The organism is Burkholderia sp. MSh2 (genome assembly GCF_000731655.1).
GTDB classification, from domain to species: domain Bacteria; phylum Pseudomonadota; class Gammaproteobacteria; order Burkholderiales; family Burkholderiaceae; genus Burkholderia; species Burkholderia paludis.
Genome location: NZ_JPGM01000035.1, coordinates 32,217 through 55,148, shown reverse-complemented (window position 1 = coordinate 55,148; position 22,932 = coordinate 32,217). Strand labels below are relative to the sequence as shown.

Genomic DNA, 22,932 nt, shown 5'->3' with positions numbered 1-22,932 from the left:
TCAGAAGTTCTGGTAGTAGACGTACGAGGTTTGCTTCACGCGCGATTCCTGCTGCTCGGCGCGCTCCTCGAGGTCGATCGGCTGCTTGTCCCACAGCAGCGAGCGGCCCTTGCGCTGCTCTTCCTCGAGCGTCGGCTTCTGTTGCTTGAGCTGGTTCAGGAACTGCGTGACGTCGGACTGGTACGGCATGGCTGGAGTTTCCGTTTCGGGCGGCGCACGATGCGCCGGATTCACGATGGCGGGATTTTACCGCATCGCGGGAACAGCCGGCGTCAATCGCGCGTCGAACCCGCGAGCTGCCGCGCGGCAGGCAGCCCGGGCGCCTGCCGGCAGGCATCGCGCCGCGCCCGCACGCCCGCGAGGCAGCTTACAAACATTAAGCTTTGACGCTTGCGCCCTGTGGTCAAATACGGGGTTTTCCACCAAAACGCGATAACCGAGGGCGAGGTCATATTTGGCGGGGCAGTCGAACCAGCAAGCACACATGGCAACCGGCGCGGGCTCGCGCGCGGCACGCAATCGTGCCGGCGCCGCGCCCCGCATCGCACGGGCGGCCCTCGCGGGCTGCCTCGCGGCATTCTTCGCACTGCCGGCCCACGCGAAGTACGACGTCGACATCGACGCGCCGCGCTCGGTCCGCAAGCTGCTCAAGTCGCATCTCGACATCGCGCGCTTCGCGAAGCGTGACGACATCAACGACGACCAGTTCGACTTCCTCGTCACCGCCACGCCGCAGCAGGTGCGCGACCTGACCGCGACGGCCGGCTATTTCTCGCCGGTCGTGCGCACCGACGTCCGCACGCACGACGGCAAGCGCGACGTGCGCATCGCGGTCGATCCGGGCAAGCAGACCGTCGTGTCGACGGTCGACCTGACGTTCAACGGGCCCATCGACACCGAGGACCCGAAGCAGGAAGCCGCGACCCGGTTCGCGTTCTCGCTGAAGCCGGGCGACCCGTTCACGCAGTCCGACTGGGACGGCGCGAAGGGCGCCGCGCTCAAGCAACTGCAGTCGCGCCGCTATCTCGGCGCGAAGATCGTGTCGTCCGAGGCGCGCATCGACCCGCGCACGCAGCGTGCGACGCTCGCGGTCACGTTCGACAGCGGCCCGACGTTCACGATCGGCAAGGTCGATGTCGACGGCGTGCGGCGCTATCCGGAAAAGATCGTCACGAACGTCAATCCGCTGTCCGAGGGCGAGATCTACGACGTGCAGCGCATCACCGAATTGCAGCGGCAGTTGCAGAACACGCCGTACTACGCGAGCGTCGCGATCGACGTCGGCGACGATGCGACGAAGCCCGAGCGCACGCCGGTGCACGTGAAGGTCAGCGAGTTTCCGTACAACAACATTCGCGGCGGCGTGGGCTATGCCACCGACACGGGCCCGCACGTGCAGGGCTCCTACACGTATCTCGACACGTTCGGCGCCGCGTGGCCGCTGACCGTGTCGGGCCGGCTCGACCAGATCCAGCAGTACGGCCAGGTCCAGCTGTCGATGCCGCCGGGCGAGAAGGGCTGGACCAACAGCGTGCTTGCGTCCTACACCAACACCAACGTGTCGGATACGCGCATCTACAGCGGGCGGGTCGGCGCGCAGCGCACACGCACGGGCCAGTTCATCGACTATTCGTACTCGCTGATGTTCTACCAGGACCGGCTCGACCAGAACGGCGCGGGGCCGACCACGAGCCGCGCCCTCGTGCCGCAATGGGCCTGGACGCGCCGCAACGTCGACGATCAGCTGTTCCCGCGCTCGGGCAACCTGATCCACGCGGAGGCCGGCTTCGCGATCAAGGGCGTGCTGACCGACCAGACCTTCGTCCGCGGCTATGCGCGCGGCCAGCAGTACCTGCCGATCGGCAAGCGCGACCTGTTCGTGTTCCGCGCGGAGCTCGGCGGCGTGTTCACGGGCGGCAGCTCGGCCGGCGTGCCGGCATCGCTGCTGTTCCGCGCCGGCGGCTCGAACTCGGTGCGCGGCTACGGCTACCAGAGCATCGGCAACAGCGTCGACGGCTCGGTGCTGCCGACCAAATACCTGATGACGGGCACCGCCGAATACCAGCACTGGTTCAACCGCGACTGGGGCGCCGCGACGTTCTTCGACATCGGCACCGCCACCGATGCGTGGGGCGAGCGCGTGTTCTACCCCGGTGTCGGCGTCGGCGCGCGCTGGCGCAGCCCCGTCGGCCCGATCAACGTCGACGTCGCGTACGGGATGCGCAACCATAGCGTGCGCCCGTACCTGACGCTCGGCATCGCTTTCTGAACGAACCGCATCATCGACGACGAACCGCATGACGAAGGACCCGAACGACACGCCGCCGCCTCACGATCCGGACGCACCCGACGGCGCGCCCGACGCGCCGCCGCGCGTGCCGCGCCGCGGGCTCGCCGCACGCATCGGGCGCGCCGCCGCATGGACGCTCGCGACGGTCGTGCTGCTCGTGGTGCTGGCGCTCGGGCTCGTGCTGGCCGCGGTGACGACCGAATCCGGCGCGCGGCTCGCATGGCAGGCGGCCGAGCGCGTGCTCGGCGCGCGGCTCGCGGGCACGCTCGAAGGCGGTTCGCTCGCGACCGGCGTGCGGTTGCGCGGGTTCGCGTGGACCAGCCCCGACGGCACCGGCACCGAAGTCCGCATCGACCGGCTCGACGGCCGCTGGGCGCTGACCCGCGCGCCGTGGCGGCTGTCCATCGCCCATCTGCGCGCCGGCACGGTCGACGTGCGGATCGCACCGGGGCCGTCGACGCCGGGTACGCCGCCGCAGGACCTGAGCCTGCCGCTGCAGTTGCGGATCGACGACCTGCGCGTCGACCGTCTCGCGATCCACGACGGCGGCTCGACGACGCAGCTCGACCACATCGCGCTGAACGGCCGCAGCGACGGCCGTCATCATGAACTCGTGCTCGACGGCGTCGATACGCCGTTCGGCGCGCTGACGGCGCGCGCGCAGCTCGACGGCGTGAAGCCGTTCGCGCTGACGGGCGAAGCCACCTACGCAGGGAAGCTGTCCGACGAGCCGGTCGACGCCCGGGCCCGCGTGTCGGGCTCCCTCGAGGCGCTGGTCGCCGAAATCGACGCGAGCGGGATGAAGCTGAACGGGCGCGCGCATGTCGAGGCCGCGCCGTTCGGCCCGGTGCCGCTCACGCGCGCGTCGCTCGCGTTCGATCACGTGAATCCGCAGGCGCTCGCGCCCGGCGCGCCGGCCGCCGATCTCGCGGTGCGCGCGGATCTCGCGCCCGTGACCGCGCCGGCCGGCACGGCGCACGCGCAGGCGTTCGCGGTGACGGGCCCGGTGTCGATCGTCAACGCGAAGCCGGGCATCCTCGGCGACCACCTGCTGCCGGTGATCGATGCGCATGCGAACGTGCATCTCGATGCACACACGCAGCGGATCGACGGGCTTGCGCTGAAACTGATCCGCGACGGCAGCGTGGCGGGCAGCGGTACGCTGACGGGCGGCAAGGGCCGCTTCGACCTGAAGGTCGCGAACCTCGACCTGAACGCGTTCGTCGCCGAACTGCGGCCGATGCGCCTCGGCGGCCCGCTCGGCGTGACGCTCGCGGGCGACGTGACGACCGTCGATTTCGACCTGAACGATCCGAAGCTCGCGCTCGGCGCGCGCGCGAAGGTCGCGCTGGCCGCGCAGCAAACCGTGCTGACCGATGCGCGCGTGACGGCCGGCAAGGGCCGTATCGATCTGACCGGCGTGTTCCGTCACGATGCGCATTCGAGCTACGACGCGAAAGCGACGCTGACGGCGTTCGATCCGCTCCTGCTCGCCGCGCTGCAGGCGCCGAAGGCCGGCGGCAAGGCGTCGGCCAAGGCCGCCCCGGCCACGCGCGGCGACACGCGCGTGTCGGGCACGCTGACGGCATCGGGCGCGTTCGCGCCGCAGGTGTCGACGAAGGCGACCTTCAAGCTCGGCGACAGCCTGTACGACGGCGTGCCGCTGACCGGCGCCGGCGTCGTGCAGCTTGCCGGCTCGCGAATCCTGCCGAGCAACGCGAACCTGTCGATCGCGGGCAACCAGGTCGACCTGCGCGGCAGCTTCGGCGCGCCCGGCGACCGGCTGCGCTTCGTCATCGACGCGCCCCGGCTCGACCGGCTCGGCTTCGGCGTGGAAGGGCTCGTGCAGGCGCAGGGCGACCTGACCGGCAGCTTCGCGCACCCGAACGTCACGGCCGACTACAAGGCCGAGGGCGTCGTCGTCGGCTCGAACCGGATCGGCGCCGCGCATGGCCGCGCGGACATCCGCGACGGCGCGCATGGCGCCCTCGTATTTACGGCCGACGCATCCGACCTCGCGCTGGGTTCGCTGAAGCTCAAATCGCTGCGCGCGAATCTCGACGGTACGCGCGCGAAGCACACCCTCGACGCGTCGGCGCTCGGGACGGCCGGCGGCCGCGTGATCGACGTGACGCTCGCGGCGAACGGCGGCGTGACCGAGGGCCGCGACGGGATGCGCTGGGACGGCACCGTTACGCGTCTGGCGAACCGCGGCACGCCGGCCATTGCGCTGCAGGCGCCGTTGACCGTGTCGGCCGGCGCCGATCGCGTGACGCTCGGTGCGACGCGGCTCACGCTCGAGGGCGCCGCGATCGACCTGAAATCGTTCGTCTTCGATCGCGGCCAGCTGCGCTCGTCGGGCTCGGTGAGCGGCGCGTCGGTTGCGCGCCTGCTCGAAGTCCGCCAGGAACTGACGGGCCAGCGCTCGCCGGTTCGGACCGACGTCGTGCTCGACGCCGACTGGGATTTCTCGCTCGGCGCGAACTCGACGGGTTACGTGCAGGTGAAGCGCCGCGGCGGCGACGTAACGATCGAGAGCGGGCGCGGCATCGCGTCGCTCGGGCTGACCGACCTGTCGGCGCGCGCGAGCTTCGCGCCCGGCAACCGGCTCAACGTGACGGCGCAGGCGAAGGCGAACCGGATCGGTACGCTCGATGCGAGCGTCGCGGTGCCGTTCGCGCTGCGCGACGGCGTGTTCGGCGTCGTCGACGACGGCCCGCTGTCGGGCCGCGTCGACGCCGACATCCCGGCGCTGAAGACGACCGGCAACCTGTTCGGACCGAGCTACCTGCTCGGCGGACGCGCGGCGCTGAAGCTGACGGTCGCCGGCACGCCGGCGAAGCCGAACCTGTCGGGAATGCTGACGGGCGACGACCTGTCCGCGACGCTCATCGACCAGGGCGTGCAGCTGAAGGACGGCATCGTGCGCGTGAAGCTGTCGGACAACCTCGTCGAATTCCAGCAGGTCGAGTTTCACGGCGGCGACGGCACGCTGCGCGCGCTCGGCCGCGTGCGTCTCGACGGCGCGGCGTCGGACCTGACCGCGAGCATCGTCGCGGACAAGCTCGAAGTGTTCGCGGCGCCCGACCGCAAGCTGTCGCTGTCGGGCAAGGCGACGGTTGCGAACGACGGGCCGCGCGGCGCGCTGTCGATCGACGGCAAGTTCGTCGTCGATCGCGCGCTGTTCGATCTGCCGGAGGAGTCGGCGCCGCACCTGTCCGACGACGTCGTGATCGTGCAGCCGGACGGCACGGTGCGCGGCGAGACGCCCACCGGCACCGCGGTCGCGAAGCCGCAGCCGGCCGCGAACAAGCCGGCGCCGTCGCTCGCGCCGCGCGCGAACATCGACATCGATCTCGGCAACAACTTCCGCTTCAAGGGCCACGGCGCGGATCTCGGGCTGCGCGGCACGATCACCGTGATGAGCGCGCCAGGCTTGCCGCTGCGCGCGGTCGGCAACGTTCGCGTGACCGAAGGGTCGACGTACACGTCGTTCGGCCGCAAGCTGGCGATCGAGAACGGTTTCTTCACGTTCAACGGGCCGGTGTCGAACCCGGGCGTCAACATCCTCGCGATGCGGCGCAACCAGGAGGTCGAGGCCGGCGTGCAGGTGACGGGCACGATCCAGTCGCTGACGGTCAAGCTCGTGTCGGAACCGAATGTCACGGACAACGAAAAGCTGTCGTGGCTGCTGTTCGGGCACGGCACCGACCAGGGCAACAACGTCGGCCAGCAGGGTGCGATGACGGCGGCCCTCGGGTTGCTCGGCAGCGTGACCGGCAAGCGCGTTGCGCAAACCTTCGGTCTCGACGAGGTGTCGATCGGCCGCAGCGAAGTCGGCCTGACCGATCCGCAGGTGGTGCTGGTGTCGAAGGCGATCAACGAGCGTTTCGTGCTCGGTTTCGAGCAGGGCCTGCAATCGGCGAGCAACGCGTTCAAGGCGACGATCAACCTGACGCGCTTCTGGTCGGTGTCCGCGTACGGCGGCACGTTCCAGGGCGTCGACCTGAACTACACGCGGCGCTTCGACCGCTGGTTCGGGCAACGGTGAAGGCCGGCGCCGGGCAGGCGCCGCACATGTGAAAAGCCCCGCACGACAACAGGCGTGCGGGGCTTTTTTTCGTGCGGGCGGCAGGGCGCCGGCTTACTTCACGCGCATGCCCGGCTTCGCGCCGCTGTGCGGCTCGAGGATGTAGAGGCCCGGCTCGGCCTTTTCATCGGTGGCCGACGCGGCGAGCACCATCCCTTCCGACAGGCCGAACTTCATCTTGCGCGGCGCGAGGTTCGCGACCATCACCGTCAGCTTGCCGACGAGCTGCTCGGGCTGGTACGCGGACTTGATGCCGGAGAACACGTTGCGGGTCTTTTCCTCGCCGACGTCGAGCGTGAGCTGCAGCAGCTTGTCCGAGCCTTCGACGGCCTGGCACGCGACGATTTTCGCGATGCGCAGGTCGATCTTCGCGAAATCGTCGATCGAGATCGGCGCATCGTCGGCGCCGTTCACGGCGGCCGGCTTTGCGTTCGCCTTGGCGTTTTTCGCATCCTTCGCGGCGTTCGCGCCGGCGGCGGCCGCACTGGCCGCCTCCGCCTGCAGCGAATCGCGGTTCGCCGCGAGCAGCGCTTCGATCTGCTTCGCATCGACGCGCGTCATCAGGTGCTGGTACGCCTTGATCGGCTGTTCCGACGACAGCGGTTTCGTCGCATCGGCCCACGCGAGCGGCGCGACCCCGAAGAACGCCTCGACGGCCTCGGCCACGCGCGGCATCACCGGCTTCAGCGCGAGCGACAGCAGGCGGAACGACTCGAGGCTCACGCTGCAGGTTTCGTGCAGCGCGACCGCGTTGGCCGGATCTTTCGCGAGATCCCACGGTTTCGCGCCGTCGACGTACGCGTTCACTTCGTCCGCGAGTTCCATCGTGTGGCGCAGCGCACGGCCGTATTCACGCGCCTCGTAGTGCGCGGCGATCTGCGGAATCGCATCGCGCAGCTTCGCGACGAGCGGATGGTTCATCGCGCTGTCCTGCACGCGGCCGTCGAAGCGCTTGATCAGGAAGCCCGCCGCGCGGCTCGCGATGTTCACGTACTTGCCGACGAGGTCGCTGTTCACGCGGGCCTGGAAGTCGTCGAGGTTCAGGTCGATGTCTTCCATCGTCGCGTTCAGCTTCGCGGCGAAGTAGTAGCGCAGCCATTCGGGGTTCAGGCCCGTGTCGATGTAGCTCTGCGCGGTGATGAAGGTGCCGCGCGACTTCGACATCTTCGCGCCGTCGACCGTCAGGAAGCCGTGCGCGAACACGTTGGTCGGCGTGCGGTGGCCCGAGAACTCGAGCATCGCGGGCCAGAACAGCGTGTGGAAGTACAGGATGTCCTTGCCGATGAAGTGGTACTGCTCGGCCTTCGAGCCCGGGCGGATCCACGCGTCGAAGTCGATCCCGCTGCGGTCGCACAGGTTCTTGAAGCTCGCGTAGTAGCCGACCGGCGCGTCGAGCCACACGTAGAAATACTTGCCGGGCGCGCCCGGGATCTCGAAGCCGAAGTACGGCGCGTCACGCGAGATGTCCCAGTCGGCGAGCTTGGCTTCGCCGGCGTCGCCGAGCCATTCGCGCATCTTGTTGGTCGCTTCGGGCTGTGCGAGGCCGCTCACCCAGTTGCGCAGGAACGTCTCGCAGCGCGGGTCGGACAGGCGGAAGAAGTAGTGCTTCGACGTCTTGCGCACGGGCGTGGCGCCCGACACGACCGAATACGGGTTCAGCAGCTCGGTCGGCAGGTAGGTCGAGCCGCACACTTCGCAGTTGTCGCCGTACTGGTCCTTCGCGTGGCACTTCGGGCATTCGCCCTTGATGAAGCGGTCCGGCAGGAACATTTCCTTGACCGGGTCGTAGGCCTGCTCGATCTCGCGTTCGGCGATCAGGCCGGCATCCTGCAGCGCGAGGTAGATCTTCTCGCTCAGCACGCGGTTCTCGTCCGAGTCGGTCGAGTAGAAGTTGTCGAACGACACGCCGAAGCTGTCGAAGTCGCGCTTGTGTTCGGTCCACACGCGGTCGATCAGCTGCTTCGGGGTCAGGCCTTCCTTCTCCGCGCGCAGCATGACCGGCGTGCCGTGCGTATCGTCGGCGCCGATGTAGTAGACCTCGTTGCCGTGCATTCGCAGCGTCCGCACCCAGATGTCGGTCTGGATGTACTCGACCAGGTGGCCGATGTGGATCTGCCCGTTGGCATAGGGCAGTGCGGACGTAACGAGGATCTGGCGGCCGCCTTGCGGCGCCGCAGCCTGCACGGAAGTGAGGTCGGATGCGGACATAGGGTCTGTAGAGGAACGGCGGAAAAACGACGGGAAACTGCGATTCTAGCAGGGGCGCGCGCCAGCGACGCGGGCGGGCGCCGCGGACCGGGCGCCGGAAGGGGCGGGGCCGCACAGGCGGCGTACCCGATGGCGTCGTGCTGCGATGCAGCACGAATTCCGCGGGCGAAAAAAAACCGGGGCGGATACGGCCCCGGAGCAACAACGACAAGAGGAGAATGGTGACGCGCCGGCAACACCAGCCGCGTACCGTAAATACTGACCACGGCGCGCGGCAGAAGTTCGAAATATTTTTCGCGCGGCGTGCGGCTTGGCTGGAAGCCTTGCCCGGCGGGCTGCGCGGGCAGCCCGCCCGCGCTTTCCCCTCGTCGGGTGCTTACTGCTGCGCGGCGCGCAGGTAGATTTCGACGCGGCGGTTCTGCGCGCGGCCGGCTTCCGTCGCGTTGTCCGCGATCGGGTTCGACGCACCCATGCCTTGCGCCGACAGGCGGCCGGCGTTGACGCCGCGCTGCGCGAGCGCGTTCACGACGCTTTGCGCGCGGTTCTGCGACAGCGTCTGGTTCAGCTGCGCCGAGCCCGTGCTGTCGGTGTAGCCGACGATCGATGCCGTCACTTGCGGGTTCTGGGTCAGCGTCGAGGCCAGATCGTTCAGCAGCGGCGTGAACGCCGGCGTGATCGCGTACTGGTTCGTCGCGAATGTCACCGCGCTCGGCACGTTCAGCTTCAGCGAGCCGTCCGGCTGCTCGGTCACCTGCGTGCCCGTCTGCGCCGCCGACGGTGCGAGCTTGTTCTTGATGGCCTGCCAGTTGTAACCCGTCACGCCGCCAACCAGTGCGCCGACGCCTGCGCCGATCGCCGCGCCCTTGCCGCCGCCAGCCAGTGCGCCGATGCCTGCGCCCAGCGCCGCACCCGTGCCGGTGCCGACGGCAGTGTTGGTGCCTTGCTGCGTTGCGCAGCCGGCCAGCAGTGCGCCGGCCAGGGCGAAGACGGACAGGCGAGTCGCGATTTTCATGTTCATCTTGGATTCCTCTCTTGGTTGAACGAGTCGATAACGACGACAACAGTTACGGCTCCCCGCATGGGCCGCCCGACAACGCGGGCAGGCCTGCGCACGCGGCAGCCGCCGAGGCGGCCGCTTGCCCTGCCCGTCAGCGTGGCTGTTCGGGCAGGGCGACGCGTCAGCCTCTACAATATAGGCGGTTAGTGGCCGATTTGGCCCCATAGCATGCCGCACGCGAAGAGTGCGCCGGGTTGCGCGTCCGCGCAATGGTATGCAACAGATTCTTTCACTTTTCCCGATTTTCGCAGCGTAATTTGATATTTTTTTACGATCGTACGCGAGAAAAACGTTTTCACGGAGTTTCGATGAGCATTGACCGGGCACAAGTCGACGCCGCTTTGGCGGCTGTCGTCGACCCCAATACCGGCCGTCCGTACGCGGCGAACAAGGGCGTGCGCAACGTCGCGCTCGACGGCGACGTCGTGGCGCTCGACGTGGTGCTCGGTTATCCGGCGCGCAGCCAGCACGACGACGTGCGCGCGCGCATCGCGGCGGCGCTGCGGGCCGTGCCCGGCGTGCGCGATGCGCGCATCGCCGTGTCGCAGGAGATCGTCGCGCACACCGTGCAACGCGGCGTGAAATTGCTGCCGAACGTGAAAAACATCGTCGCGGTCGCGTCGGGCAAGGGCGGCGTCGGCAAGAGCACGACGGCGGTGAACCTCGCGCTCGCGCTTGCCGCGGAAGGCGCGTCGGTCGGCATCCTCGACGCGGACATCTACGGCCCGTCGCTGCCGACGATGCTCGGCATCCACGGCCAGCGCCCCGAGTCGCCGGACAACCAGTCGATGAATCCGCTCGTCGGCCACGGGCTGCAGGCGAACTCGATCGGCTTCCTGATCGAGGAAGACAACCCGATGGTGTGGCGCGGCCCTATGGCGACCTCCGCGCTTGAACAGCTGCTGCGCCAGACCAACTGGCGCGAGCTCGACTACCTGATCGTCGACATGCCGCCCGGCACGGGCGACATCCAGCTCACGCTCGCGCAGCGCGTGCCGGTGACGGGCGCGGTGATCGTGACGACGCCGCAGGACATCGCGCTGCTCGACGCGAAGAAAGGCCTGAAGATGTTCGAGAAGGTCGGGATTCCGATCCTCGGCATCGTGGAGAACATGAGCATCCACGTCTGTTCGAACTGCGGCCACGAGGAGCATATCTTCGGCGCGGGCGGGGCCGAGCGGATGGCGAAGGACTACGACGTGACCGTGCTCGGCAGCCTGCCGCTCGACATCGCGATTCGCGAGCGGGCCGACAGCGGCACACCGACGGTGGTGGCCGATCCCGACGGCGCGCTCGCGCGTCGCTACCGCGATATCGCGCGCGGGGTCGCGCTGGCAATCGCCGAGCGTTCGCGCGACATGACCTCGAAGTTCCCGTCCATCGTTGTTCAAAATACGTAAAACCCTTGCGGGGCGGGACCTTACGCTGTTTACGGCGCCGCGAGGCGCGGTATCATGGCGACTTTTACCGGGTCCCTTTACCCGCCCGGCGCGGCCGTCGTGTCAAACGGCCGCCAGCCGGCATGAGGATCGAATGAAACAACGACATCACGGCGTACGCGCCGGCCGCGCGCGGCGGGCGCTGCTGGCCGCCGCCGCGCTGGGCCTGCTGGCCGGCTGTACCTCCTTTTCCTCGTCGCACGAAAAACGGGCCGACGCCCAGCTGCAGCCCACGGTCGGCTCGCAGGCGCGCGGCGCGGTGACGTTCGTCGAGCGTCCGGACGGCGTCCAGGTCACCTACAACCTGGCCGGCCTGCCGCCGAACAGCGATCACGCGCTGCAGGTGCACGAGCGCGGCGACTGCAACGCGGGTGACGGCTCGAGCGCCGGCCAGGTGTTCGCGCCAGCCGCCGACCGCCTGCGCGCGGGCGCCCGCGTCGCCGGCGATCTCGGCAACATCCATGCGGACGCGAACGGCGTCGCGGCGGGCTTCATCGTCGCGCCCGATCTGGCCCTCGACGGCGTGCGCTCGGCGCTGAACCGAGCGGTGCTGGTGCACCGCGACCCGAGCGATCCCGCGTTTCCGCAGCATGGCGCGGGCCCGGCGCTTGCGTGCGGCGTGATCCGTTGATCGCTGCCGCGTGCACGGACCGATGATCGCGTAAAATGTGCGCCTTTCCAGGCCGCCGCCTCGCGCGAGCGGCGCTTCCCGATTCTCACGCTGACCGTCGCGCAGCGTTTCCTGGCGCCCTGATATGAGCATCAAGTCCGACAAATGGATTCGGCGCATGGCCGAAGAGCACAAGATGATCGAGCCGTTCGTGCCCGATCAGGTTCGCGCGTCCGAAGACGGCCGCCGGATCGTCAGCTACGGCACGTCAAGCTACGGCTACGACATCCGGTGCGCGGACGAATTCAAGATCTTCACGAACATCAACTCGACGATCGTCGATCCGAAGAATTTCGACGAGGGTTCGTTCGTCGATTTCAAGGGCGACGTGTGCATCATCCCGCCGAACTCGTTCGCGCTGGCCCGCACCGTCGAATATTTCCGCATCCCGCGCACCGTGCTGACGGTCTGCCTCGGCAAGTCGACCTATGCGCGCTGCGGGATCATCGTCAACGTGACGCCGTTCGAACCCGAGTGGGAAGGCTACGTCACGCTGGAATTCTCGAACACCACGCCGCTGCCCGCGAAGATCTACGCGAACGAAGGCGTCGCACAGGTGCTCTTCTTCGAGAGCGACGAAGTATGCGACGTGTCGTACGCCGATCGCGGCGGCAAATATCAGGGGCAGCGCGGTGTCACGCTGCCGAAAACCTGATCTGTTTGCATAACGTCTCACCAGTTTCCGGGTGACCGCTGCGCGTGACGCGCCGCGGTCGTTCTTTTTGGAGAATCGCCCATGAAGTTTCGTTTCCCCGTCGTCATCATCGACGAAGATTTCCGCTCCGAGAACATCTCGGGCTCCGGCATCCGGGCGTTGGCCGAAGCGATCGAGAAGGAGGGCGTCGAAGTCCTCGGCCTCACGAGCTACGGCGATCTGACGTCGTTCGCGCAGCAGTCGAGCCGCGCGTCGTGCTTCATCCTGTCGATCGACGACGACGAACTCATGCTCGGCGAAACCGGCCCGGACGGCGAACTGCCCGAGCTCGCGACCGCGATCATCGAGCTGCGTGCGTTCGTGACCGAAGTGCGCCGCCGCAACGCGGACATCCCGATCTTCCTGTACGGCGAGACGCGCACGTCGCGCCACCTGCCGAACGACATCCTGCGCGAGCTGCACGGCTTCATCCACATGTTCGAGGACACGCCGGAGTTCGTCGCGCGCCACATCATCCGCGAGGCGAAGGTCTATCTCGACTCGCTCGCGCCGCCGTTCTTCAAGGAACTCGTGAAGTACGCGGACGAAGGCTCGTACTCGTGGCACTGCCCGGGCCACTCGGGCGGCGTCGCGTTCCTGAAGAACCCGCTCGGCCAGATGTTCCACCAGTTCTTCGGCGAGAACATGCTGCGCGCGGACGTCTGCAACGCGGTGGACGAACTCGGCCAGCTGCTCGATCACACGGGCCCGGTCGCGGCGTCCGAGCGCAACGCGGCGCGCATCTTCAGCGCGGACCACCTGTTCTTCGTGACCAACGGCACGTCGACGTCGAACAAGATCGTCTGGCATGCGACGGTCGCGCCGGGCGATATCGTGCTGGTCGACCGCAACTGCCACAAGTCGATCCTGCACGCGATCACGATGACGGGCGCGATTCCCGTGTTCCTCACGCCGACGCGCAACCATTTCGGCATCATCGGGCCGATCCCGCGCGACGAATTCAAGCCGGAGAACATCCGCAAGAAGATCGAGGCGAACCCGTTCGCGCGCGAAGCGATGCGCGAGAACCCGGACCTGAAGCCGCGCATCCTGACGATCACGCAGAGCACGTACGACGGCGTCGTCTACAACGTCGAGATGATCAAGGACCTGCTCGGCGACCTGCTCGACACGCTGCACTTCGACGAAGCGTGGCTGCCGCACGCGACGTTCCACGATTTCTACCGCGACATGCACGCGATCGGCGACGGCCGTCCGCGCACGGGCGCGCTCGTGTTCGCGACGCACTCGACGCACAAGCTGCTCGCGGGCATCTCGCAGGCGTCGCAGATCGTCGTGCAGGATTCGGAGAACCGCACGTTCGACAAGCACCGCTTCAACGAGGCGTACCTGATGCACACGTCGACGAGCCCGCAGTACGCGATCATCGCGTCGTGCGACGTCGCGGCCGCGATGATGGAGCCGCCGGGCGGCACCGCGCTCGTCGAGGAATCGATCGCCGAGGCGATCGATTTCCGCCGCGCGATGCGCAAGGTCGACGCCGAATACGGCGACGACTGGTTCTTCAGCGTGTGGGGCCCGGACACCCTGTCGGAAGAGGGCATCGGCTCGCGCGACGACTGGATGCTGAAGCCGAACGACCACTGGCACGGCTTCGGCCCGCTGGCGGAAGGCTTCAACATGCTCGACCCGATCAAGGCGACGATCATCACGCCGGGGCTCGACGTCGACGGCGAGTTCGGCGAGACCGGCATTCCGGCCGCGATCGTCACGAAGTACCTGGCCGAGCACGGGATCATCGTCGAGAAGACCGGCCTGTACTCGTTCTTCATCATGTTCACGATCGGCATCACGAAGGGCCGCTGGAACTCGATGGTGACCGAGCTGCAGCAGTTCAAGGACGACTACGACAACAACCAGCCGCTGTGGCGCGTGCTGCCGGAATTCGTCGCGCAGCATCCGCGCTACGAGCGCGTCGGCTTGCGCGACCTGTGCACGCAGATCCACGACGTGTACCGCGCGAACGACATCGCACGCCTGACGACGGAGATGTACCTGTCGGACATGGAGCCGGCGATGAAGCCGTCGGACGCGTTCGCGAAGCTTGCGCACCGCAAGATCGACCGCGTGCCGCTCGACGAGCTCGAAGGCCGCGTGACGAGCATCCTGCTCACGCCGTACCCGCCGGGCATTCCGCTGCTGATCCCGGGCGAGCGCTTCAACAAGACGATCGTGAACTACCTGCGGTTCGCGCGCGACTTCAACGAGCGTTTCCCGGGCTTCCACACCGACATCCACGGTCTCGTCGCGGAAGAGGTGAACGGCCGCGTCGAGTACTTCGTCGACTGCGTGCGCGACTGATGGCAGCGCACGGACGTATCCGGGCGATGCGCGCGGCGGCAGCCGCGCTCGTCGTCTGGGCGGCGGGGCTGGCGGGGGCGAGTGCCGCCCATGCGGAAGTCGCGGCGGCCGACCCGATCGACGTCGCGATGCGGCAATGCCTCGCGCGGCGCGACCGGTCGTCGACGGCCGGCCAGATCCAGTGCATGGGCGAAGCGCGGCAGCAGTGGCAGGCCGTGATGGAGGGCGCGTACCAGCGCCTGTTGAAGGATGCGCCGGCCGCCGCGAAGCGCGGCTGGCAGGACAGCCAGCGCCGCTGGGTCACGTGGCGCAAGGACGAAATGCATCTGCTGAAGGCCGTGTACGACACGACGCGCGGCACGGCGTACGCGATGTCGAGCGCCGACCTGCAGTTGCAGCCCGTGCGCGATCGCGCGCTGGCGTTGCGCGGCGCGGCCGATCGCTATGCGCCGCCGCCGGCCGCCGCGCCTGCCGCGGCCGCGAGCGGTGCGCAGGGCGGGGCCCAGGGGGTGGCGCAGGCGAACGGCAAGCCGGCCGGCGCGCCGCGCGATCCGGCCGTGGGCCGAGTGCGGCCGTGCGAACGGGATGCCGCGTGCGAACACGCGCTGTTCGACCTGAACCGCTATTACCAGAAGCTGCGTCGCAAGATGCCCGCGCATTCGGCCGCGACGCTCGCGCGCGCGCAGCGTGCATGGGTTGCGTTCCGCGACGCGACCGCGCCGCTCGTCGGCGAGGACGGGCGCGTCGACCTGATCGGCGCGCGCATCGCGACGATGAAGCGGCTGTCGGAGACGGCCGGCAACCAGTAGGCGCGATCGCCACAGGCCGGCTGGCCGGCGCGAGAGGATGGAACGGGCACCCGAGGGTGCCCGTTTCGCATTGGGCGGCAGGCGACCTACGCGGGCCGTTGCGTATCGTGCCGGCCGAACCACGACGGCACGAGCGCGACCGCCTCGTCGAGCGAGCCGAGCACGTGCAGGCTCAGCGCGACGATTTCGGGCGTCGGCGCCTTCAGGTCGGGCACGGTGACGACCGATGCGCCCGCGCCGGCGGCCGACTGCGCGCCGAAGTCGCTGTCCTCGAATGCGACGCACGCGTGCGCCGGCACGCCGAGGCGCTCGGCCGCGAGCCGGTAGACGGCCGGGTCGGGCTTGCCGCGCGCGACTTCGTCGCCGCCCGCGATCGCGCGGAAGAACGGCAGCACGCCGACCGCATCGAGCCGCGCGCGGATCACGTCGCCCGCGGACGACGACGCGACCGCGCACGGAATGCCGGCCTGCGCGAGCGCATCGAGCAGCGCGAGCGCGCCCGGCTTCAGCGGAAACTTCGGATGCGGTTCGGGCGCGGCGAGTTGCTCGCGCACGCGTGTGCGCACGGCATCGAACGTATCGGGATGGCCGATCAGCCGGGCCAGGATGACCTGGCCCTCGGCGAACGAGCGGCCGACGATCTGCAGGTAATCGGGGACGGTCAGCGTGACGCCGTGCGCGTTCGACACGTCGATCCACGTGTTCATGATGGTCCGCTCGGAATCGACGAGCAGGCCGTCCATGTCGAAGAGCGCGGCGGAAAAGGTCATCGGGGGCATCCGGGAGGCGGGACGGGCGACGGGCGGCGCGACGGCCGCCCGAATGAAAAACGGACGCCGAAGGCGTCCGTCGGGAGCGGCAGGCTTACCGGGCGAGCGCGGCGCGGGCCGCCTTGACCGCCGCACGCACCTGGTCGGGCGCGGTGCCGCCGGGGTGGTTGCGGCTCGCGACCGATCCCTCGAGCGTCAGGTAACCGAACACGTCGTCGCCGATCAGGTGCGCGACGTTCGGCAGTTCCTGCTTCATCTCGTCGAGCGTCAGGTCGGCCAGGTCGATGCCGCGGTCGTCGCAGATCTTCACCGCGTGCGCGACGGCTTCGTGCGCATCGCGGAACGGCAGGCCGCGCTTCACGAGGTAGTCGGCGAGGTCGGTGGCGGTCGAGAAGCCCTGCAGCGCGGCCGCGCGCATCGCGTCCGGCTTCACGGTGATGCCGGCAACCATCTCGGCGAAGATCCGCAGCGTGTCGGCAACGGTGTCGACCGTGTCGAACAGCGGTTCCTTGTCTTCCTGGTTGTCCTTGTTGTACGCGAGCGGCTGGCCCTTCATCAGTGTCAGCAGCGCCATCAGGTGGCCGTTCACGCGGCCCGTCTTGCCGCGCGCGAGCTCCGGCACGTCCGGGTTCTTCTTCTGCGGCATGATCGAGCTGCCGGTGCAGAAGCGGTCGGCGATGTCGATGAAGCCGACGCGCGGGCTCATCCACAGCACGAGTTCTTCGGAGAAACGCGACACGTGCGTCATCACGAGCGCGGACGCGGCCGTGAATTCGATCGCGAAGTCGCGATCGGACACCGCGTCGAGCGAGTTCGCGCAGATGCCGTCGAAGCCGAGCGTCTTTGCCACCGCGTGACGGTCGATCGGGTAGCTCGTCCCTGCCAGCGCGGCCGCGCCGAGCGGCAGGCGGTTCACGCGGGTGCGGCAGTCGCGCATGCGTTCCGAGTCGCGCGTGAACATCTCGACGTACGCGAGCAGGTGGTGGCCGAACGTGACGGGTTGGGCGACCTGCAGGTGCGTGAAGCCCGGCATGATCGTGTCGGCGTTCTGTTCCGCGAGGTCGAGCAGCGCGCCGCGCAGGTCGTTCAGCAGGCCGCCGATGCGATCGATCTCGCCGCGCAGCCACAGGCGGATGTCGGTCGCGACCTGGTCGTTGCGCGAGCGGCCCGTATGCAGGCGCTTGCCGGCGTCGCCGATCAGCGCGGTGAGGCGCGCCTCGATGTTCAGGTGGACATCTTCCAGGTCGAGCTGCCATGCGAATTCGCCGCGCTCGATTTCACCCTTGATCTGCGCCATCCCGCGTTCGATCGCGGCCAGGTCGTCGGCGCCGATGATCTTCTGCGCGGCGAGCATGTTCGCGTGCGCGAGCGAGCCGGCGATGTCGACGAGCGCGAGGCGCTTGTCGAAAAATACCGACGACGTGTAGCGCTTGACCAGCTCCGACATCGGTTCCGAGAAGCGGGCCGACCAGGCCTCGCCCTTTTTGTGCAGTTGGGACGTCATGGCGATTCTTCGAAGGGGATGTTGGGCGGCGTGCGCCGCCGAGGGAATCCCGCGATTCTAACATTCGCGGGCCCGTCCACCGGCCGCGACGGCGCGGGCCGGCCGGCTCAGTCGCGCACGAGCACGACCAGCTTCAGGTCCTCGCGGTGCGCGGGCTTCAGCGTGATCTGCTGGTACACGAGACGCCCGTCGGCCGGGTGATCGAATTCGCGCAGCCCGCCCTCGCGCTCGAACACGTCCTGCGACGCCCAGTACTGCGCGAAGGCGTCGCTGCCGGCGGCAAGCGCGTCGATCAGCGCGCGCGTCGGCGCGTCGGCCAGGTGGCGGATCGAATCGGCACGGAATTCGGCCGCGAGCCGTCGCGCGCGGGTTTCCCAGTCGACGATCAGCGTGCGCGCGGCCGGCGCCATGAACGTGAAGCGCAGCAGGTTGCGGTCGTGCTCGCCGTCGAGCCAGCCGGAAAAGAGCGCGGCGGCCGGTGCGTTCCACGCGAGCGCGTTCCATTGCCGGTCGAGCACGTACGCGGGCGTCGCGATCGCCGCGACGGTTGCAGCAAGCGTCGGCGGCAGGTCGCCGGCCGCGACGTCGGGCTCGGCCGGGTCGCGCTGCGCGGCCAGTTCGAACAGGTACGCGCGCTCGGCCTTCGACAGTTGCAGCGCGACGGCGATCCGCGCGAGCGCGTCGGCCGACGCCGACACGGGGCGGCCCTGTTCGATCCACGTGTACCAGGTCGGGCTGACGCCGCACAGCTGCGCGACTTCCTCGCGCCGCAGCCCCGGCGTGCGGCGCCGCGGGCCGGGCGGCAGGCCGACGGCCTGCGGCGACAGCCGCTCGCGGTGGGCGCGGATGAATTCGCCGAGCGCACGGGCGGGCGTGGCGTCGAGCGGCGGGACGGGAGCGGAGGACGGCAGGTTCATGCGGAAACGGCGAAATGGAATCGGGGACGTGAAAACGGCCAGACGGGTGGATCGAATACCGGGATAACCAGTTGACTTGTACCGGTACAGGCGCAGGCCTATTGTAGCGGTTCGCGCGCTGCCAGGGCAGCGGGCGCCCCGCAAAACGCGTCGCATGGGGCCGGAACGAGCGCCGAAGCGCTCGCGCCCGCAACGGCGCAAGAGAAAGGAGCGAACGATGAAACACCACGACCAGGTCGCCGATGCCTTCGGCACGACGGCCGCCGCCTACCTGACGAGCACGGTGCACGCGACGGGCGCCGATCTGCAGACGCTCGCCGACGCGGTGCGCGCGACCCCCGATGCCGCGGTGCTCGATCTCGGCTGCGGCGCCGGCCATGCGAGCTTCGCGGTCGCGCCGCACGTGCGCGACGTGGTTGCCTACGATCTCGCGGAGCAGATGCTGGCGACCGTCGATGCGGCCGCGCGTGCGCGCGGGCTCGCGAACATCCGCACGCGGCAGGGCCCGGCCGAGCGGCTGCCGTTCGACGCGGCGAGCTTCGACTGGGTGGTGAGCCGGATGAGTGCGCACCACTGGCACGACATGCGCGCCGCGCTCGCCGAGGTGCGCCGTGTGCTGAAGCCGGGCGGCCGCGTGCTGATGATCGACATCGCGGGCAACGACCATCCGCTCCTCGATACCTACCTGCAGGCCGCCGAGGTGCTGCGCGACGCGTCGCACGTACGCGACTACCGCGCGGACGAATGGCTCGCGATGTTCCGCGAGGCCGGATTCGACGCACGCGTGCACAGCCGCTGGCGGCTGCCGATCGATTTCGATACGTGGGTCGCGCGCATTCGCACGCCGGCCGACAGCGTCACCGGCATTCGCGCGCTGTGGGCGCACGCGCCCGACGAGGTGCGCGGCTACTACGCGGTGCAGCCCGACGGCTCGTTCGAGCACGACGCGCTGCTGATCGACGCGCACTGAACGGGCGGCGCGCCGCCGCCGCTGCCGTGTCCCATAAAAAAGCCGCGATGCGCGCCGTGGGTACGGTCGCGTATCGCGGCTTGCGCGCGGACGGCCGGCGCGGAACGGGCCCGCGCCGCCTGCCGGTCAGCCCGTGTTGCGCAGGCCGGCCGCGATGCCGTTGATCGTCAGGTGAATCCCGCGGCGCAGCCGCGCGTTCGTGTCGCCCGCGCGGTGACGCTTGATCAGTTCGACCTGCAGGTGGTTCAGCGGGTCGAGATACGGGAAGCGGTTCTTGATCGAGCGTGCGAGCAGCGGGTTGGTCGCGAGGCGGCCTTCGTGCCCGGTGATTTCCGCCAGCGCCCGCGACGTGCGCTCCCATTCCGCGACGATCCGCTCGAACACGTGCTTGCGCAGCTTGCGGTCGGCAACGAGCTGCGCGTAGCGCGACGCGACCGCGAGGTCGGTCTTCGCGAGCACCATGTCCATGTTCGACAGCAGGTTCGAGAAGAACGGCCAGGTCTTGTTCATCTTCTTCAGCAGCGTGACGCGCTTCGTGCGCTCGGCGTCGTCCTGCGCGCTGTCGAGGTAGGCGCTCACTGCGCTGCCGAAGCCGTACCAGCCGGTCAGCAGCAGCCGGCACTGGCCCCACGAGAAGCCCCACGGAATCGCGCGCAGATCCTCGATCCTGCGCTGCTTCGGGTCCTGCAGCTTGCGCGAGGCCGGGCGGCTGCCGATGTTCAGCTCGGCGATCTCGGTGATCGGCGTCGACGAGAAGAAGTAGTCGGTAAAGCCCGGGGTTTCATAGACGAGCGCACGGTACGCGGCCATCGCCGAATCGGACAGCGTCTGCATCGCCGCCTCGAACGCGGGCAGTTGCGCGGGGGCATTCGACTGCGGCAGCAGCGACGCCTCGAGCGTCGCGGCGACGACCGTCTCGAGGTTGCGCCGGCCGATCTCGGGGTTCGCGAACTTGCTCGCGATCACCTCGCCCTGTTCGGTCAGGCGGATCTGGCCGTTCACGGTGCCCGGCGGCTGCGACAGGATCGCCTGGTAGGTCGGGCCGCCGCCGCGGCCGACCGTGCCGCCGCGGCCGTGGAACAGCCGCAGCGTGATCTTGCGCTCGCGGAACAGGTCGACAAGCGCGAGTTCCGCGCGATACAGCTCCCAGTTCGAGGTGAGGAAGCCGCCGTCCTTGTTGCTGTCCGAGTAGCCGAGCATCACTTCCTGTTCGGCGCCCTGGTGCGCGACCAGTTCGTCGACGCCCGGCAGCGCGAAGTATTCGCGCATGATGCGCGACGCGTCGCGCAGGTCGGGGATCGTCTCGAACAGCGGAATCACCATCAGGCTGTTGCGCGCATTGCCGCCCGGCACGCCGAGCGTGCCGTCGAGCAGCCCCGTTTCCTTCTGCAGCAGCAGCACCTCGACGAGGTCGCTGACGGTTTCCGTATGCGAAATGATGTAGTTGCGCACCGCGCGCGCGCCGAATTGCGCGCGGACCTCGCGCGCCTTCTCGAACACGCCGAGCTCGCTCTGCGCGAGCGCCGAGTATTCGAAGTACGGCGAGCGCAGCGGCCGCGGGTCGGCGAGCGCGGCGAGCAGCACGCGCAGCTTGTCTTCCTCGGCGAGCGCCGCGTAGTCGGCCTCGACGCCCGCGCGCGCGAACAGCTCGGCGACCACGGCTTCATGGATGTCGGAGCTCTGGCGCAGGTCGATGCTCGCGAGATGGAAGCCGAACACTTCGGCCGCGCGCACGAGCGGCGCGAGGCGCGGCGCGGCGAGCGACGTGCCGTGGTGCTCGTCGAGCGACGCGGTGAGCACCTTCAGGTCGGCGACGAACGCGTCGGAATCCGCATACGGGATCGCGCGCACCGGCGCCGCGCCGCGGCCCGCGCTGCGCACCGGCACCGTGCCTTCGCCGAGGCGCACGCGCGCGCTTGCGGCAAGCCGCGTGTAGATGCCGATCAGCGCGCGGCGATACGGTTCGTCGACACGGTGCGGCGACTGGTCGGGCGATGCGGCCGCGAGCGCCTTCACGGCGTCGTTCGCGCCGACCAGCAGGTTCGACACCGACAGCTCGGCGCCGAGCTTGTGCACCTGTTCCAGATAGTGCTCGAGGATCACCGCGGCCTGGCGGTCGATCGCCTCGTCGAGCGTCGCGGCCGTCACGTTGGGGTTGCCGTCGCGATCGCCGCCGATCCAGCTGCCCATCTGGAAGAAGGCGGGCACGCGGGCGGGCAGGCCGTGCTCGGCGAGCGCGGCCTCGATGTCGCCGTACAGCGCGGGCAACTCGTCGAGGAAGGTCGCGCGGTAATAGGACAGCGCGTTCTCGATCTCGTCGCCGACCGTCAGGCGCGCGTCGCGCAGCATGCGCGTCTGCCACAGCGTGGTCACGCGCGCGCGCAGCATCGATTCGTTGAACTGGCGCTCGCGCGTGGTCAGTTCCTGGTCGCGCTCGGCAAGCAGGCGCGCGATGTCGTGCTGCGCGTCGAGAATGCTCTTGCGCTGCACTTCGGTCGGGTGCGCGGTCAGCACCGGCACGATCAGCGCATCGTCGAAGAAGCGCTGCAGCAGGCGCTTCGACGCATTGCCGGTCGTTTTCAGTTGCTCGAGCGCGTACGCGACCGTGCCGGGCTGCGGCGCGGAGCCGGCCAGCGCGTGGATGCGGCGGCGGCGGTTGTGATGGCGGTCTTCCGCGATGTTCGCGAGATGCGAGAAATAGCTGAACGCGCGCACGACGCTCACCGTCTGCTCCGGCGTCAGTTTGCGCAACTTCTTCTCGAGCGTCTGCGCGGCTTCGCTGTCGTCCTCGCGGCGGAACTTGACCGCGGTCTGGCGGATGGTCTCGACGACGTCGAACACGGTGTCGCCTTCCTGCTCGCGCACGACGTCGCCGAGCAGGCGGCCGAGGAAGCGGATGTCGTCGAACAGCGGGCCGTCCTTGTCCTCGCGCGTGCGGGGGGCGGGCCTCGGCGCGTCGGCCTTGCGGGCCGCGGTGCGGGCGGCCGGGCCGGCGGGTTGCTTCGCGCGTTTTGTCTGACGTATCGGGTCTTTCGGTTTCGTTGCCGTTTTCGCACGGCCGTTCGCGGCGGTGGCGACGGTGTCCGTCGAGGCGTCGGGGGAGGACAGGGCAGCATTGCGGCGCGCCGTACGCGCCGATCCGGAAGACTTCACGATGGGTTTCCTTGGGAAAGCTCGAGTCAAAAGGAACTG

15 protein-coding genes are annotated in these 22,932 nt (G+C 68.9%); 8 read left to right on the top strand and 7 right to left on the bottom strand.

The genetic code is table 11. The features are described from left to right. A complete protein-coding gene (locus tag GQ57_RS22550; RefSeq protein ID WP_006478107.1) occupies positions 1 to 189 on the bottom strand; it encodes a DUF3460 family protein in 189 nt (62 codons plus the stop codon). A gap of 265 nt (positions 190 to 454) precedes the next feature. Here GQ57_RS22550 and GQ57_RS22545 point away from each other — a divergent pair, with 265 nt between their 5' ends. Both GQ57_RS22545 and GQ57_RS22540 read left to right on the top strand, forming a co-directional pair. Continuing rightward, a complete protein-coding gene (locus GQ57_RS22545) occupies positions 455 to 2,269 on the top strand; it encodes an autotransporter assembly complex protein TamA (protein ID WP_031398429.1) in 1,815 nt (604 codons plus the stop codon). A gap of 28 nt (positions 2,270 to 2,297) precedes the next feature. Next, positions 2,298 to 6,341 carry a translocation/assembly module TamB domain-containing protein gene (locus tag GQ57_RS22540; protein WP_034199052.1) on the top strand — a complete coding sequence of 1,348 codons (4,044 nt, stop codon included), beginning with the start codon at positions 2,298 to 2,300 and terminating at the stop codon, positions 6,339 to 6,341. A 93-nt stretch (positions 6,342 to 6,434) separates the two neighbouring features. Here the strand turns inward: GQ57_RS22540 and metG are convergent, their stop codons facing one another. Together metG and GQ57_RS22530 are read right to left on the bottom strand one after the other, a co-directional pair. Next, the gene (gene metG, locus GQ57_RS22535; RefSeq protein WP_034199051.1) at positions 6,435 to 8,588 is read right to left on the bottom strand and encodes a methionine--tRNA ligase; all 2,154 of its coding nucleotides are present in this window, start codon (positions 8,586 to 8,588) and stop codon (positions 6,435 to 6,437) included. A 376-nt stretch (positions 8,589 to 8,964) separates the two neighbouring features. Further along, positions 8,965 to 9,606 (bottom strand): OmpA family protein, encoded by a 642-nt coding sequence (locus GQ57_RS22530; protein ID WP_031398426.1) that lies wholly within the window; start codon positions 9,604 to 9,606, stop codon positions 8,965 to 8,967. Between the two features lie 347 nt (positions 9,607 to 9,953). Between GQ57_RS22530 and apbC the strand changes: the two genes are divergently transcribed. The 5 genes from apbC to GQ57_RS22505 all read left to right on the top strand — a co-directional run bounded on the left by apbC (position 9,954) and on the right by GQ57_RS22505 (position 15,579). Further along, positions 9,954 to 11,045 carry an iron-sulfur cluster carrier protein ApbC gene (gene apbC, locus GQ57_RS22525; protein WP_031398425.1) on the top strand — a complete coding sequence of 364 codons (1,092 nt, stop codon included), beginning with the start codon at positions 9,954 to 9,956 and terminating at the stop codon, positions 11,043 to 11,045. 133 nt (positions 11,046 to 11,178) lie between these two features. Beyond that, on the top strand, positions 11,179 to 11,715 hold the full coding sequence (gene sodC, locus GQ57_RS22520) for a superoxide dismutase [Cu-Zn] (protein ID WP_031398424.1): 537 nt from the start codon (positions 11,179 to 11,181) through the stop codon (positions 11,713 to 11,715). A gap of 124 nt (positions 11,716 to 11,839) precedes the next feature. Then, a complete protein-coding gene (gene dcd / locus GQ57_RS22515; RefSeq protein ID WP_006398615.1) occupies positions 11,840 to 12,409 on the top strand; it encodes a dCTP deaminase in 570 nt (189 codons plus the stop codon). Between the two features lie 81 nt (positions 12,410 to 12,490). Next, positions 12,491 to 14,770 carry an arginine/lysine/ornithine decarboxylase gene (locus GQ57_RS22510; protein WP_031398423.1) on the top strand — a complete coding sequence of 760 codons (2,280 nt, stop codon included), beginning with the start codon at positions 12,491 to 12,493 and terminating at the stop codon, positions 14,768 to 14,770. Then, entirely contained in the window at positions 14,770 to 15,579 is an 810-nt protein-coding gene (locus GQ57_RS22505; RefSeq protein ID WP_031398422.1) for a lysozyme inhibitor LprI family protein, read from the top strand. The genes GQ57_RS22510 and GQ57_RS22505 overlap by 1 nt, the downstream gene beginning before the upstream one ends. Before the next feature lie 86 nt (positions 15,580 to 15,665). Here GQ57_RS22505 and GQ57_RS22500 read toward each other — a convergent pair whose 3' ends face one another. From GQ57_RS22500 to GQ57_RS22490, 3 genes are all read right to left on the bottom strand, one after another. Further along, a complete protein-coding gene (locus tag GQ57_RS22500; protein WP_031398421.1) occupies positions 15,666 to 16,349 on the bottom strand; it encodes an HAD family hydrolase in 684 nt (227 codons plus the stop codon). Between the two features lie 94 nt (positions 16,350 to 16,443). Further along, positions 16,444 to 17,853, bottom strand: coding sequence for an argininosuccinate lyase (gene argH, locus GQ57_RS22495; RefSeq protein WP_034199050.1), 1,410 nt, complete (start codon positions 17,851 to 17,853; stop codon positions 16,444 to 16,446). A 107-nt stretch (positions 17,854 to 17,960) separates the two neighbouring features. Next, positions 17,961 to 18,770, bottom strand: coding sequence for a helix-turn-helix transcriptional regulator (locus GQ57_RS22490; protein WP_031398419.1), 810 nt, complete (start codon positions 18,768 to 18,770; stop codon positions 17,961 to 17,963). Positions 18,771 to 18,987: 217 nt separating this feature from the next. Between GQ57_RS22490 and GQ57_RS22485 the strand changes: the two genes are divergently transcribed. Continuing rightward, positions 18,988 to 19,740: a class I SAM-dependent methyltransferase gene (locus GQ57_RS22485; protein ID WP_034199049.1), complete on the top strand. Its 753-nt coding sequence runs from the start codon at positions 18,988 to 18,990 to the stop codon at positions 19,738 to 19,740. A gap of 126 nt (positions 19,741 to 19,866) precedes the next feature. On the opposite strand, the gene ppc is transcribed toward GQ57_RS22485, so the two are convergent. After that, positions 19,867 to 22,893 carry a phosphoenolpyruvate carboxylase gene (gene ppc, locus GQ57_RS22480; protein ID WP_031398417.1) on the bottom strand — a complete coding sequence of 1,009 codons (3,027 nt, stop codon included), beginning with the start codon at positions 22,891 to 22,893 and terminating at the stop codon, positions 19,867 to 19,869. Positions 22,894 to 22,932 lie beyond the last annotated feature (39 nt).

Coding starts and splice junctions, on each gene's coding strand:
- GQ57_RS22530 (WP_031398426.1), bottom strand. CDS start 9,606: ATGAACATGAAAATCGCGACTCGCCTGTCCGTCTTCGCCCTGGCCGGC.
- dcd (WP_006398615.1), top strand. CDS start 11,840: ATGAGCATCAAGTCCGACAAATGGATTCGGCGCATGGCCGAAGAGCAC.
- argH (WP_034199050.1), bottom strand. CDS start 17,853: ATGACGTCCCAACTGCACAAAAAGGGCGAGGCCTGGTCGGCCCGCTTC.
- GQ57_RS22510 (WP_031398423.1), top strand. CDS start 12,491: ATGAAGTTTCGTTTCCCCGTCGTCATCATCGACGAAGATTTCCGCTCC.
- GQ57_RS22505 (WP_031398422.1), top strand. CDS start 14,770: ATGGCAGCGCACGGACGTATCCGGGCGATGCGCGCGGCGGCAGCCGCG.
- GQ57_RS22540 (WP_034199052.1), top strand. CDS start 2,298: ATGACGAAGGACCCGAACGACACGCCGCCGCCTCACGATCCGGACGCA.
- apbC (WP_031398425.1), top strand. CDS start 9,954: ATGAGCATTGACCGGGCACAAGTCGACGCCGCTTTGGCGGCTGTCGTC.
- GQ57_RS22490 (WP_031398419.1), bottom strand. CDS start 18,770: ATGAACCTGCCGTCCTCCGCTCCCGTCCCGCCGCTCGACGCCACGCCC.
- GQ57_RS22485 (WP_034199049.1), top strand. CDS start 18,988: ATGAAACACCACGACCAGGTCGCCGATGCCTTCGGCACGACGGCCGCC.
- GQ57_RS22550 (WP_006478107.1), bottom strand. CDS start 189: ATGCCGTACCAGTCCGACGTCACGCAGTTCCTGAACCAGCTCAAGCAA.
- metG (WP_034199051.1), bottom strand. CDS start 8,588: ATGTCCGCATCCGACCTCACTTCCGTGCAGGCTGCGGCGCCGCAAGGC.
- GQ57_RS22500 (WP_031398421.1), bottom strand. CDS start 16,349: ATGACCTTTTCCGCCGCGCTCTTCGACATGGACGGCCTGCTCGTCGAT.
- sodC (WP_031398424.1), top strand. CDS start 11,179: ATGAAACAACGACATCACGGCGTACGCGCCGGCCGCGCGCGGCGGGCG.